General features: G+C 33.2%; 11 protein-coding genes. 1 reads left to right on the top strand and 10 read right to left on the bottom strand.

Features of this window, described 5'->3' with window-relative positions:
* Nucleotides 1–2 precede the first annotated feature (2 nt).
* The 8 genes from BUB82_RS02510 to BUB82_RS02475 form a co-directional block, all read right to left on the bottom strand.
* Entirely contained in the window at nt 3–1,175 is a 1,173-nt protein-coding gene (locus tag BUB82_RS02510) for an LETM1-related biofilm-associated protein (RefSeq protein WP_073191563.1), read from the bottom strand.
* A 77-nt stretch (nt 1,176–1,252) separates the two neighbouring features.
* Nucleotides 1,253–2,071: a hypothetical protein gene (locus BUB82_RS02505; protein ID WP_073191560.1), complete on the bottom strand. Its 819-nt coding sequence runs from the start codon at nt 2,069–2,071 to the stop codon at nt 1,253–1,255.
* A 107-nt stretch (nt 2,072–2,178) separates the two neighbouring features.
* On the bottom strand, nt 2,179–4,497 hold the full coding sequence (locus tag BUB82_RS02500) for a TonB-dependent receptor (RefSeq protein ID WP_073191557.1): 2,319 nt from the start codon (nt 4,495–4,497) through the stop codon (nt 2,179–2,181).
* A 99-nt stretch (nt 4,498–4,596) separates the two neighbouring features.
* A complete protein-coding gene (locus tag BUB82_RS02495; protein ID WP_073191879.1) occupies nt 4,597–6,405 on the bottom strand; it encodes an acyl-CoA dehydrogenase family protein in 1,809 nt (602 codons plus the stop codon).
* Between the two features lie 11 nt (nt 6,406–6,416).
* A complete protein-coding gene (locus BUB82_RS02490) occupies nt 6,417–7,604 on the bottom strand; it encodes an acetyl-CoA C-acyltransferase (protein ID WP_073191554.1) in 1,188 nt (395 codons plus the stop codon).
* Between the two features lie 41 nt (nt 7,605–7,645).
* The gene (locus tag BUB82_RS02485) at nt 7,646–8,002 is read right to left on the bottom strand and encodes a four helix bundle protein (RefSeq protein WP_073191551.1); all 357 of its coding nucleotides are present in this window, start codon (nt 8,000–8,002) and stop codon (nt 7,646–7,648) included.
* 55 nt (nt 8,003–8,057) lie between these two features.
* Entirely contained in the window at nt 8,058–10,463 is a 2,406-nt protein-coding gene (locus BUB82_RS02480) for a 3-hydroxyacyl-CoA dehydrogenase/enoyl-CoA hydratase family protein (protein WP_073191548.1), read from the bottom strand.
* A complete protein-coding gene (locus tag BUB82_RS02475; protein ID WP_073191546.1) occupies nt 10,447–10,923 on the bottom strand; it encodes a MarR family winged helix-turn-helix transcriptional regulator in 477 nt (158 codons plus the stop codon). Before BUB82_RS02475 ends, BUB82_RS02480 begins: the two co-directional genes overlap by 17 nt.
* Nucleotides 10,924–11,085: 162 nt before the next feature.
* Here BUB82_RS02475 and recG point away from each other — a divergent pair, with 162 nt between their 5' ends.
* Nucleotides 11,086–13,191 (top strand): ATP-dependent DNA helicase RecG, encoded by a 2,106-nt coding sequence (gene recG / locus BUB82_RS02470; protein WP_073191543.1) that lies wholly within the window; start codon nt 11,086–11,088, stop codon nt 13,189–13,191.
* On the opposite strand, the gene BUB82_RS02465 is transcribed toward recG, so the two are convergent.
* Nucleotides 13,186–13,857 carry a DUF2490 domain-containing protein gene (locus BUB82_RS02465; protein WP_073191540.1) on the bottom strand — a complete coding sequence of 224 codons (672 nt, stop codon included), beginning with the start codon at nt 13,855–13,857 and terminating at the stop codon, nt 13,186–13,188. The genes recG and BUB82_RS02465 overlap by 6 nt on opposite strands.
* A 50-nt stretch (nt 13,858–13,907) precedes the next feature.
* On the bottom strand, nt 13,908–14,477 hold the full coding sequence (locus tag BUB82_RS02460; protein WP_073191537.1) for a hypothetical protein: 570 nt from the start codon (nt 14,475–14,477) through the stop codon (nt 13,908–13,910).
* Between the last annotated feature and the right edge of the window lie 94 nt (nt 14,478–14,571).

Raw genomic sequence — 14,571 nt, 5'->3', positions numbered from 1 at the left:
ATTTAGTCATTAAGGTTTTCATTGAAAGATGAAGGTAATAGTTTCGGTATAAATTTAATGATAATTGGAAGTAAAACGCCACCGCCAGGTAAGGCAAAAATAGCTAGAGAAGGAATGCTTTTAAAAATATCTATAAGTTGCTGTTTAACTATGCGTTTTTCGTTTGAAGTTAATTCAGTATGAGTTGATTTTGATAGTAGAATTAATAACTCCTTACTTTCATAAATCTCGTTTATCAGTCGCTTTTTATTTCTGACCAGCAAAGTTGTTGTGCTTCGGTAAGTTCGATCATAAAAATGTTTTATTGGATTTGAAGTATTAAAATATGAAATTTCACTTCTATGATTTCTAATAAATAACTTGATAGATTCTATTGCTAAGTCGGCATGTTTAGTTGTTAAACCTAATTGTTTTGAAAGCGAATAAATAAAATTGAGCTCGGCAGCTTCAACCTTTTCATCGCTAAAAGTGGCCATACAAGCAATATCCACAATGTAAAGTTTTGAAGTTTCAGTTTTCAAAAAATCAAGCTGTAATTCTTCTGTTTTTTGAGAAAATACGATCGCCTTAGACTGATATCGCAATGAGCTTTCAAGTAATTTTATCAGGATATGCTCTGTAGTTGTTTTTTTAGACTTTAAGTGTAATGCAATTGAAATGATGTTAGTCAATGAAGATTCAAATTTTCTTGAAAATTCTAAACTATCACAGCCATAAATAGTGTCATGATAGTAGGTTTCAACATCGATATTTAAAAAAGCATTAGTTAAGATGTTACTAAAATTACGCTCTAAGATATTAGAATTAGTTTGTACACGTTTGGCAATGAGTTGCTCAAGCTTAGATTCAGCCGATTGGTTTAATTTAAACCAACTTAAGGTTTTAGATTTAGGTGCTTCTAAATTGCTATAAAACTGAACTATGTGCGTTATAAAATTAGATGAATCTAATGTTTTACAAGTCTGAGTAATTGAATACAGTGCAGCAACTAAATTAATTTTGGCCAGCTCTTCTTTTGATAATTTCAAGTTATATGATTCTTGCCTCTTGAAGCAGGTTGAAATATTTGTGCCATAAATAAATCCGCATTCTCTTAAGTCTTGGTAATCAAGTTGATTAACTTGATTGAGACTAGAGAGCAACTTTGGTATCCACGCATTTGCTGAAGGATTCATTTCTTTAAAGTTTAAACATAAAAAAAGAGATTGTAAAGTTACAATCTCTTTTAGCTTATCACGAAGCGTAAGAAATATTATTTTTCTAACATGACGCTTCTTTTTACATAATTGAATGGACCTTCAATTGGTTGATTATCTTTATCTACAAGCTGTAATTCAATGGTATTTTCACCTAATGGTAAGCCTTCCATAACATATGGTTGCCATTCAGTTATTGTAAACTCTTCACCATTAATAATTGCTAATACTTTATTACCATCTTCACTAATTTCTGTATTTACAAGATAAAAATCAAGCAATACTTTGTTAACATCTTCGCCCGTATAAGTTCCTTTCGGTCTTGAATAGAATAGATGTGGTGCCGTTAAATCAACATCCATTTTTAAACTATCTGCAGGGTTTCCAGCTGTAATTTTTTTAACAACAACGGCATCAGCGTTTTTTACAGATTCATGATACGAACGCGATAAAAATGCTAACATTACATGATCACCTTCTGTAATATCTTTTTTTACCTCAGTTGAATAGTGTGCAGAATAAGGTTGGTTGTCCATTATCACATGAATATGCTGACCTTTAGCAGAATTTGCTAAACTGTTATCTCCTGCATTAGGCGTTTGAATGCCAAGTTCGTAATTTTCAACTTCAAAATTAAAAGTATTTTCTCCAGAATCTACTTGAATCATTGCATCACCGTCAAGCATCAATTTTGAATCAGCATAAGCTGGTGAGCCTTCAAGCGGTGTTAAACTGATTTTTTCAGTTTTAACTTCCTGATTTTCAGTTTCGGTTACTGTTTCAGATTGTGATTCCTCTTTAGCTGCTTCGTTGTTTTTACAAGAAAAAGTAAAAGCAATAACTAAAGCAAAAATAGATAGTTGTAATTTTTTCATTGTTTTAAGTTTTTTGTAAAATTAAAAAGCAAAAAGGCAACCAATCATTAATTAATACTTTTTAACATATTATTGAATTGTAAACTAAAAGATGACTTGCCTAAAATCTATTTAGTTAATTTAATAGGTATTTTGTAGCTATGAAGCTGACCATTTTTTGAAATACCTTCAATAAAAATAACAGCTGATTTTAACCTAGTATCAACCATTTTAAAACTAAGTTTAGGGTTTTCGCTTTTCATTATGAGGTTAGGAAACCAAGCAATAGTCCCCAAGTTTTTAAATGCTAAGGTGTTATAAAAAGTATAATTCGGGTTTTTGAATTTTTTAATAGGGGCAAAGCCATCTTCAATTTTAATGCTTGTAAATAACTGATCTTTATCATCACCATAAATTGCAGTTTTTCTACTTTCAAGTTTAATAACTCCGTTAGCACCAAATAAACCTTCTCCAAATCCGCTTTTATTAATTGTAACAGATTCAAACTGATTTAAAGGCACATTGCTTAAAAATGAGGTATCGGTTAAACGCGCACCGTCTAATATAATAGCAACTTCATTACTACCACTTATTGATCTTTGAGAAAAGGTTTGAACACTAAAAGTTCCTTGCTGATCAAGTACCTTAAAACCTTTATATCTAAGATAAACTGAGAGCTTAAAAAAACGTTTTACTTCATCTTCGGTGATTTCTTCTTTATCGCCTCTAGTTAGCTTGATTTCTTTCTTTTTTTCTCTGTTTTTTGAAGTTGATATTAAAACTTCATCTAATTGATTTGTATTTGTGAAATTGGCAACAATTCTAGAGCTAGAGAGAGCTGTTTCTGAATCTATTTTTTCTTGTTCGGTCACATATTTAGAGAAGTCGACGTCTAAGTGATCTTGGAAATTAAATTTATGGTTTAGCTTAATTTTCGGCGCTTTAAAATTTCTTTGTTTAGTGATAATAGCAAATTTTTGAATTTCTGAATTGATTGGATAACGGTTCTCAAATTCAAATTTTCGTCGGTCATTTAAATACTCAGTGAACTCTTTATTGAAACGTGTTCCAATACCTAATAGCAAAATGTCATTAGGCTTAAGTTTTTGATTGATATTTAGAGTTTGCTTCACACCGTTTTGCCTTTTATAATTTAATTTAGGCCTCTGATATTTTAATATATTTTTTGTGTATCTACTTTCACTCATGATCATGGCAATATCTAACTCTTTTATTGAGATACTTTGATCAAGTGTCTTAATTAATAAATAGCTTTCAGTTGTTAGATAAGGCCTAAACCTGAAGTTTTTAATTATTGAATTGTTTGTATTATATGTGATTTGATCTTTAGGTAATATTGATGCACTTAATTGAAGATTAGCTTTTTCGTTGAAATTAAGGCTAACTTGAATAGAATCTGTGTTTTTAATTTGATTGATTGTATAATTACCATTGAATTTTTTGACATCTGAAGTTTGATTAAAAAATAGACGTTCTAAAACAGGCTGGCCTTCTTTTAAAATTAAGATTGTATTTAAACCTTCAAATAATTGGTCTATAGAAATTGCCAAACTCTTGTTTAACTTTTCAAGCTTTATTTTCTTCGATAAGAATTTTTCTTCTTGATGAATAAAAAGTGTGAAGTTTTCTTCATTTAAATCTTTAGTTGCTTCAATGTTAAATAACAGGTAATCCTTAACCTTATTAAGTTGCAATGAAATACCACTTAAACGAATGTCGCTAATTAGATGGTCTTCACTATATCCACCAGCAGTAGTAGCTCTGATTTTATATTTTTTTCCTTGCTGAGGTCTAAAATTTAGAAGTGCTAAACCATTTTTACTGCTCTTAATTTTCTTTACAACTTTATTATTTTCTAAGAGTTCTATGCTTGTTTTTAAACCAATACCATTTGAGTTTGAAATTCGAATACCTAAATTGTTATTTAGGTCATAAATTAAATGCTGGTTTTCAGGCTTTGTTTTAATAATTAGTTTTTGCTTTGGTAGTTCAGGTTTATCGATTTTATCAATTACTTCAAATGATTCAATGAAAACATCAGGTTCTTTAAAGTTATTCATGTAATTTGTCATGGCCTTTAAAAAATATTTCCCTGGTTGATAAGTGCTGTCAATCTTTATTTGCCCTAAAAAGACACCTTCGTTAGCTAGTAACATTTCAGAATTTAATAGTTCACCACGATAATTGTAAATGGCTAAATTAACATTCCTTAAATTTTGATGCAGCTTATCGGTTTGTCTATTAATTGCATAGCCTTTTAACCATAAACTTTCCTGTTTGACCAGCTTTGATTTATTCAAGTGTATAAATAGTGACTCTCTAGGTATTTCAAAATAAGCTTGATGCTTTTTTATATAAGAATTTTCTTGTGTGTATGCGAGAAATACAAAAGAAATTGATAAAACCAAAGTGAAGAGATTTTTCATGCTAATATGTTTATGCTACATTTAAATGTATAGCAATATATAAAAAAGCTCACCTGTACAGGTGAGCTTTTTTAATTTAAATTTAATTTTAATTAAAATTCAAAACTTATAGCTATTATCTTCTACGACTCGGTCTGCAATTGTATTTCTTAACTCAACAATATTAGGATAGTTATAATATTTGGTAAATCGTTTTAATCCCATAAGCATCATTTTTTGTTCATCGCCTTCAGCAAATGAAATGATACCTTCCTTAGCCTTTTTGTTGATTTTCTCTACGGCATTGTAAAGTTTGAGTTTAGCCATTGCAATTTGTACACTTTGAGATTCTTTACCTTTAATTTTTGCACTCTTTTCAGCTCTGAGGATTGCAGATTCGGCCATATAAATTTCAATTAAGATATCGGCTGAAGCTAAAAGTAGTTGCTGGTGTTCTTCTAATTCGGTTCCAAATTTCTGTGCTGCTGCTCCTGCAACCATTAAAAAGACTTTTTTAAGTTTTTTAATCATGTCTTTCTCTTCTGAAAGTAATTCAGAAAAATCAGGTGTATCAAATGAAGGAATACCTGTTAATTCATCTGCAACAGCTTGCGCTGGTCCCATAAAATCTACATGACCTTTCATTGCTTTTTTAACTAACATTCCTACCGAAAGCATTCGGTTTATTTCGTTGGTTCCTTCATAAATTCTTGCAATTCTAGCATCTCTCCAAGCTGATTCCATTGGCGTATCTGCAGAGAAGCCCATTCCACCATAAATTTGAATTCCTTCGTCAGAGCAATTTTGAATATCTTCTGAAACAGCTACTTTTAAAATGGAGCACTCAATAGCAAATTCTTCAACGCCTTTCAATTCTGCTTCTTGGTGTGAGTTACCTTGTTCTTTTCTTGCATTGATACGGTCTTCAATATTTTTAGCTGCTCTATAACTTGCCGCTTCACCGGCATAAGCAGCTGTTGCCATTTCTGCTAATTTTGAACGTATGGCTCCAAACTTTGAAATAGGCGTATTAAATTGAACGCGATCATTGGCATATTGAACTGCAGATGAAATTGTACGTCTTTGAGCATCTAAGCAAGCAGCAGCTAGTTTGATTCTCCCCACATTAAGTGCATTCATCGCGATTTTGAATCCACCGTTGCGCTCGCCTAAGATGTTTTCAACAGGAACTTTTGTCTCATTAAAGAAAACCTGACGGGTAGAAGAAGAGTGAATTCCTAGTTTTTTCTCTTCATCACCCATTGATATTCCATTTTCTAGATCTTTTTCAACTATGAACCCAGTAATGTTTTTATCATCTTCAATACGTGCGAAAACGATAAATAAATCGCAGAAACCAGCATTAGAGATCCACATTTTTTGGCCTGTGATTTTGTAATGGGTACCGTCTTCAGATAAGACCGCTTTTGTTTTTCCTGAATTGGCATCAGAACCAGCGCCAGGTTCAGTTAAGCAATAAGCGCCAAACCATTCGCCAGTGGCCAATTTAGGAATATATTTTTTCTTTTGTTCTTCGGTACCATATAATGTAATTGGCAAGGTGCCAATACCAGTGTGAGCACCAAATGCTGTACTAAATGAACCGGTTGCTCCTGAAATATAATCACAAACTAACATAGTTGAGACAAAATCCATTCCTAGTCCGCCGTATTCTTCTGGTACAGCAACACCTAAGAAACCGAGTTCTCCAGCTTTACGCATCACTTCTTCAGTTAAGTCGTAATTTTTCTTTTCGAACTCTTCTTTTTTAGGCCAAATTTCTCTATCAACAAACTCCTTAACAGAGTCTCGCATCATTTTCTGTTCATCAGAAAAATCTTCAGGCGTAAAAATGTCCTCTGCCTTCGTTTCAGTTACGATAAATTGTCCACCGCGAATCATGTTATCCTTTTTCTCTTTTGTTTCCATTTTCATTGTTTTTAGTATACTTCATATATTCCAGCTGCACCTTGTCCAGTACCAACACACATGGTGACCATAGAATATTTATTCTTTAAATTTCTTTTCTTCATCTCATCAAAAATCTGGACAGATAGCTTTGCCCCAGTGCAACCTAATGGATGGCCTAAAGCTATAGCACCACCATTTACATTTAAGATGTCTTGATTAATGTCTAATTCTCTTGCCACTGCAAGTGATTGAGAAGCAAAGGCTTCATTCAGTTCAATCAAATCCATATCCTTCAACTTTAAGTCCGCTTGCTTTAACGCTTTAGGAATTGCTTTAACAGGACCAATCCCCATAATTCTTGGTTCTACGCCAACTGTTGCGTAAGATACTAATCTCGCAATAGGTTCAAGATTCAATTCTTTGACCATTTCTTCGCTCATGACCATTACAAAGGCTGCACCATCACTCATTTGTGAAGAGTTACCAGCAGTTACACTGCCGCCATCTGCAAAGACCGGTCTTAGTTTGTTCAAGACTGCTTCAGACGTGTCTGCGCGTGGTCCCTGATCTTGATCTACCGTATAGGTTTTAGATTGCTTTTTACCTTTTGCATCAACGAAAATATCTTCAACTTCTATAGGTACAATTTGGTCTTGAAATCTATTTTCTTGTTGAGCTTTTATCGCCTTTTGATGAGATTGAAAAGCAAACGCATTTTGGTCTTCTTTGCTTACGTTATACTTTTCTGCCACAGCTTCTGCAGTCAAACCCATTCCCCAATAATAACTTTCATTTCCAGCTTTTGCTGTTTTATAATTTGGGACTGGTTTGTAACCACCCATTGGAATGTAGCTCATACTTTCGGCTCCACCTGCAATGATACAATCGGCCATTCCGCTTTGAATTTTTGCAGAAGCCATGGCGATGGTTTCGATTCCTGAGGCACAATACCTGTTAACTGTTACACCGGGAACTTCTTCAGATTTTAACCCCATAAGCGAAACTAATCGTCCCATATTTAAACCTTGTTCAGCTTCTGGCATAGCATTACCAACAATAACATCATCAATTCTTGATTTGTCAAACTCAGGTAATTGTTTCATCATGTAGTCAATTGTCTCAGCAGCCAAATCATCCGGTCTTTTAAAACGAAACACACCTTTTGGTGCCTTTCCGACTGCAGTTCTATATCCTTTAACTATATATGCTGTTTTCATATCTGATATTTAGATTTTAGTACTTAGATTTAAGATTTTACTTACTTAAAATCTAAGCTTTGATTAAATTTATAAATCATTTTATGTATTTCATTAATGGTATCGTCTAACTGGTCTAACACTTTACTGTCTATAAAGTTTAGACGATAACTTATGATAAGCTGAGTATTTAATTCATTTAAAGATCCTTTAGAAATTGATAAGAATCTGCTGAAATCTTTATTACTGTTTCTGCCAGCACCTTCTGCAATGTTAGAAGGAACAGAAATAGCACTTCTCTTAATTTGATAGATTAAACCATACTTTTCAGAATCAGGAAAATTCGCTATGAGTTGAAATATATTTTCAACTAAATCCATTGACTTTTTCCATATTTTTAATTCTTTATAGTTATGCATAATTCTAGATCGATTTTAGTCTAATATCTAATTTCTATCGTCTTAATTCTATACTTTAATTTCTTAATGGCTTACCTTTCTTAATCATATGCTGTAAACGTTCTAAAGTTTTTCGTTCGCCACATAAGGATAAAAAGGCTTCACGCTCTAGATCCAAGAGGTATTGTTCTGATACATAATTGGCTTCAGATAAATCGCCTCCAGACATCACGTAAGCTAATTTGTTAGCAATTTTCTGGTCATGTTCACTAATGTATTTTCCAGCTTTCATCTGGTCAGTTCCTACTAAAAATGCGCCTAAAGCTTGTCTCCCCAATACTTTAATATCATTCGTTTTAACTGGCTGGCTATAACCGTTTTGAGCCATTAATTTGGCTTGCTCTTTAGCGATTGCTAATTGTCGGTCTCGGCTTACAACAACAATGTCTTTTCCGCTTTCTAGAATATTTAAATCATAAGCTTCATGTGCAGATTTGGCTACTTTTGCCATACCTATGGCTAAAAAGTTTTCTCGGAGACGATTTAATTCAACATCATCTTTTTGGAAGGTCATAGCTGCTCGTCTAGTCATTTCTTTAGAACCGCCACCACCAGGAATTACACCGACACCAAATTCAACTAAACCAATATAAGTTTCAGCGTGGGCAACGACTTTATCGGCATGCATGGAGAGTTCGCAACCACCTCCAAGTGCCATTTGATGAGGAGCAGCTACCGTTGGAATAGCAGAATAGCGCATACGCATCATGGTATCTTGGAAATATTTAATTGCGCCGTTCAATTCTTCATATTCCTGCTCGACTGCAAACATGAAAATCATACCAATGTTAGCACCAACTGAAAAGTTATCTCCAGTATTAGAAATTACAACACCATTATATTCTTTTTCAGCTAGATCCATGGCTGTGTTGATTCCATTAAGGACATCGCCACCAATCGAATTCATTTTACTTCTGAATTCAATATTTAAAATGCCGTCACCAAGGTCAGTAGCAACTAAATCTTTATTGCTCCACACTTCTTGGCTATCTCTAATGTTATCAAGTATAATAAAGGCATCTTGACCAGGAATTTTTTCATGTGACTTTTTATCGATATCATAGAAATATGTTTTACCAGATTTTACATGATAAAAAGATTTATGATCAGACTCAGAAAGCTTTTTGACCCAATCAGCAATTTCATAGCCTTCGTCTTTCATTAATTGAATACCTTTTTCTAATCCAATGGCATCCCAAATTTGAAATGGCCCATGTTGCCAGCCAAAACCAGCTTTCATAGCGTCGTCAATTTTATAAAGCGCATCTGTGATTTCGGGAATTCTATGTTGAACGTAAGCAAATAAAGCGGCGAAGTTTCTACGGTAAAATTCTCCTGCTTTATCTTTTCCTTCAATTAAAATTGGAAATCGATTAGCAACTTCGTCTACCGATTTCGTTTTGTCAAGCGTGTCAAATTTAGCACGCTCTTTTGAACGGTATTCAAGCGTGTTTAAATCAAGCGATTTAATTTCGCTAGAACCATCGTCATGTTTTATTTTTTTATAAAATCCTTGTCCAGTTTTACTGCCCAACCATTTATTTTCCATCATGTGGCTGATGAACTCAGGTAGTTTAAACAGGTCGTGTTGCTCGTCTTTTGGGACATTTTCATAAAGTCCATTAGCCACATGTACCAAAGTATCTAAACCTACAACATCAACTGTTCTAAAAGTTGCTGATTTTGGTCTACCTATTACTGGTCCTGTTAGCTTATCAACCTCTTCGATTGTCATGTCCATATCTTTGACCATATGGAATAGACTCATAATGCTGAAAATACCTATTCTATTACCAATGAATGCTGGCGTATCTTTTGCTACAACGGTAGTTTTGCCTAAGTATTTTTCGCCATATTCATTAAGGAAATCTAAAACTTCGGTTGAAGTGTCAGGTCCTGGAATAATTTCTAGTAACTTAAGGTAACGTGGTGGGTTAAAGAAATGGGTTCCGCAGAAGTGTTTTTTGAAATCTTCAGATCTGCCTTCATTCATGAATTTTATAGGAATTCCCGACGTATTTGAAGAAATTAAAGTTCCTGGTGTTCTGTATTTCTCTAGATTTTCAAATACTTGCTGCTTGATATCTAATCGTTCAACAACGACTTCAATAATCCAATCTGCATTTTTAACTTTAGCAATGTCATCTTCAAGATTTCCTGTTTCAATGCGTTTTGCAAAGTCTTTATGGTAAATAGGAGACGGATTTGACTTTAAAGAGTTCTGTAATGCATGGTTAACAATACGATTTCTAACAGATTTGTCCTTTAAAGTTTTTCCATGTTGATTTTCTTTTTCATTAAGTTCTCTAGGTACTATATCGAGTAGTAAAACTTCTACTCCGATATTCGCAAAATGGCAGGCAATGCCACTTCCCATAATACCTGAACCAATAACGGCTACTTTTTTAATTCTTCTTTTCATACGTATTGATGCTTTTGTAAACTTTGTTTTTATATATCGTTTTTTCAGTAATCATATCTTGAATTTTTTCAGCAACTTTTATAAAAGTTTTCAATTCAGATTCACTGATATTTTCTTTTACAGCTTGATCAAAACCTAATACAACTTCTTTTGAAAAATTTCTCATATCAACTCCGAAATCGGTTAAATGAATTAATACACTTCTACCATCTTTCGGATTTTTTTCTCGTCTTATCAGATTTTTTTCTTCCATAGTTTTTAAGGTACGAGATAAACTTGTTGATTCTACACCCATTTTTGGGCCTAATGCAGTTGAAGGTGTCCCATTTTCTGGATCTATACTCAATAAAGCAAATCCAGTTGCCATTGTACTTGATTTCTTTGCGGCTTCTTCATTATACATTTTGGCAACTGCAATCCAGGTTGACCTTAATATATAGTCTATTGTTTTTTCTCTCATTTAAAAAAGAATCTTTTCAAATGTAATAAAATTTATTATGCATGCATAGTAAAATGAATAAATTTTTTTAGCTCAATCAATTTTTGATTTAAAAATTGTGAATACATGAGCCGTTAGCAAATTTTACTGTATTTTCATATTTTGAGTGAAGGCTTTTAAGTTATGACTAAATCAAGTTTACAAACACCAATTGCTTATTTAAAAGGTGTTGGCCCTAATCGGGCTGAGTTGTTTAATAAAGAATTAAATGTATTTACATTTCAGGATTTGTTGAATATTTTTCCTAACCGCTACATTGACAAATCTAACTACCATAAAATAAAAGATTTGTCGCCGGCATCGGCTGAAGTTCAAATTATCGGTAAAATAACAGGCGTTCGTTTTGTAAAACAAAAAAGAGGCAAGCGTTTAGTGGCTGATTTTGAGGATGATACTGGCGTAATGGAGTTAGTTTGGTTTAGAGCGCATAAATGGATGTTAGAAAACTTAAAAACAAATGTGCCATACGTTGTTTTTGGTCGCCTAACTTATTTTAATAAAACCTATAGTATGGCGCATCCTGAGTTAGAATTGTTGAGTAAACATCAACAAAAAGCTCAAATTGCTTTGCAACCGGTTTACCCTTCAACTGAAAAACTTAGCAAAAAAGGCGTTTCTAACACATTAATGATCAAACTAATATTTCAATTATTAAAAGAACATCATTCAGCATTTACTGAAAACCTCCCGAATTCAATTTTAGAAGATTTAAAGTTAATGTCTCGGCCTGCGGCGATGAAGGCTATACATTTTCCGCAAAATTTAGAGCAATTACACAAAGCACAATTCAGGTTTAAATTTGAAGAATTTTTCTTTATTCAGCTTCAATTATTGCGTCAAAAGTTAATTCATCAACGTAAAATTAAAGGCTACACGTTTAATAATGTTGGGGAAGTTTTTAATCAATTTTATAAAAATGGTTTAGAATTTGAACTGACGAATGCTCAAAAGCGTGTCCTTAAAGAAATTAGAAAAGATTTAGGGAGCAATGCCCAAATGAATCGCCTACTACAAGGCGATGTTGGCTCTGGTAAAACCATAGTTGGTTTTATGAGTATGCTTATCGCAATCGATAATAACTTTCAAGCTTGTTTGATGGCGCCAACTGAAATATTAGCACAACAACATTTTGAAGGTATTTCTAAACTTTGCGAGCAGCTTCCTGTGAACGTAGAATTATTAACAGGTTCAACCAAAACAAAAGCCCGAAAAGCAATTCACAATTCGCTTGAAGATGGTACTTTGCATATTTTGATAGGAACACATGCCTTGATTGAAGATAAGGTAAAATTTAAAAACCTTGGCTTAGCCATTATCGATGAGCAGCATCGCTTTGGAGTAGCACAACGTGCAAAACTTTGGAAGAAGAACAATTTACCACCACATGTTTTGGTGATGACCGCGACACCAATTCCGCGAACCTTGGCCATGAGTTTGTATGGTGACTTAGATATTTCGATTATAGATGAACTACCACCTGGTCGAAAACCCATTAAAACAGTTCATCGTTATGATAAAAATCGTTTAAAAGTTTTTAAGTTTTTAAAAGATGAAATTAAAAAAGGTCGTCAAGCTTATGTGGTTTACCCATTAATTGAAGAATCTCAGAATTTTGATTATAAAGATTTAATGGATGGTTACGAAAGTATATCTCGTGAGTTTCCTTCTCCAAATTACCAAATTTCTATCGTTCATGGTAAAATGAAACCTGAAGATAAAGCCTACGAGATGCAGCGTTTTGCCGAAGGTAAAACTCAGATTTTAGTTGCTACAACGGTTATTGAAGTCGGCGTAAACGTTCCAAATGCTAGTGTAATGCTGATTGAAAGTGCAGAGCGTTTCGGTTTATCACAACTTCACCAATTACGTGGTCGTGTTGGGCGTGGAGCAGAGCAAAGTTTTTGTATTTTAATGACGGGACATAAATTAAGTAATGATGCTAAAACGCGACTTGAAACCATGTGTAGAAGTAATGATGGTTTTGAGTTGGCTGAGGTTGATTTGAAACTTCGAGGTCCTGGCGATTTAATGGGAACGCAACAAAGTGGTATTTTAAATTTAAAAATAGCTGATTTAGTGAAGGATAACCAAATTTTAAAACTTGCACGGTCTTATGCAAACCAAATAATTCAACAAGACCCTAACTTTAATGCAGCAGAACATCAAGTTATGATTGAAACTTACCAACAATTAAGAAAGGGTAAAACGATATGGAATTATATTTCATAAGCTTAAATAATAACTTGCTTTAAGCCATAAACGGTTTCTAAAACCAGGCTCTAAATAATCATCTGTGCGCCAATCTAGACCAATTTCAAACTTGTTATTATCATTAAAATAGTGGCCAATACCAGCATTTAAGCGGTTTTCAAAATCGTCGGTCTGTGTTTTTGTCATGTATATTATTTCATTAGAGATAACTATATATTGTTCGCCTTGGTCAACTTCTAAACCTTGTAATGGGAATTGTGATTTAGCTCTAATTCTAAACCTAAATAATGGTGACTCATCGTTTGAAAATGTTTGGTCGGTCCTTAATCTATAACCAATCCTTAAGCCGATTAATCTGCTTATCCATGACACTTGTTGTATGCTTCGATGATGGTTAAAACCATCAGCTTCAAATCGGGATTGATAACCACCTGCAACATCAACAGTTGGTGAGATTTTATATTCTAAGAAATGTTGAATATCAGCTTGTTGAAGGTCAAAATAGATATCATCTTCAACCTGATCAAACATAGCTTGTTGGTATTCAATTTTATGTTGAATGCTAAAACGTTCAGAAATAGAGTATCCAACTGAAAATTCTGGCATAATTCCACCAGAAAATCGGTTTTGCGCTGTGATTATAGTTGAAGTAAATAGAAGTACAATTAATAGTTTTAGTTTCATAAAAGCGTTTTGAACTGTGCAATTATTGTTTGATTGTTAGAGATTAAAGCTTAATACTTCAATATATCTGAAGATGGTAACTCGATAACTCTAAGTTCTAACAACTGACCTGTATAACTGAAAAGAGCTTCAAACAAATCATTCTGTGTTTCTGACTGACCTAAAAACTCAATTTCATAATTTGTGGTAATATTTTCCCATTCATCTTCATCAATTAAATCCTCTAAGTCGTCAGGTTTTCCTAAGTATTGAATCTGAACTTTTTTGATTTTGTAGTTTTCATAATTTTCGGAAAAATAAGTGTTAATCGTGTTTTTAGCCTTCTCAGGAATATTTCTAAACTTCAACTGTATTTCTATATTAATTATATTTCCAATTGTATCAAATTCAATACTTTGTCGTTTTCCTTCCCATTTAAATTTTGCTTCGTAAACGCGTTTATTTCTGCTTTGTTGTTCGTACCATTTAATTCGTTTTTTACCTTCATAAGCATCATTAAGCCAGTCAAAAGCGAGTTCAGGTACTTCAGAATGGTCAATTCGTTTTTCGGCTTCAACTTTAGTTTGAGCCACTAATTGCGTACCTATTAAAGCAATTAAACTAAATATGTAAAACTTCATTGATTTTTTTTGTAAATATAAATAAGTTCTCGCTAAATTTCCTAAGCAAAATTTAAGTTTTGAGAGTTTTAAAGTTTGTACTTTTGTCTTATTG

The sequence above is a fragment of the Psychroflexus salarius genome (assembly GCF_900129035.1).
Lineage (GTDB): Bacteria > Bacteroidota > Bacteroidia > Flavobacteriales > Flavobacteriaceae > Psychroflexus > Psychroflexus salarius.
Note: the sequence above shows the minus strand (reverse complement) of the source record. Positions and strands in the feature narration are given on the sequence as shown.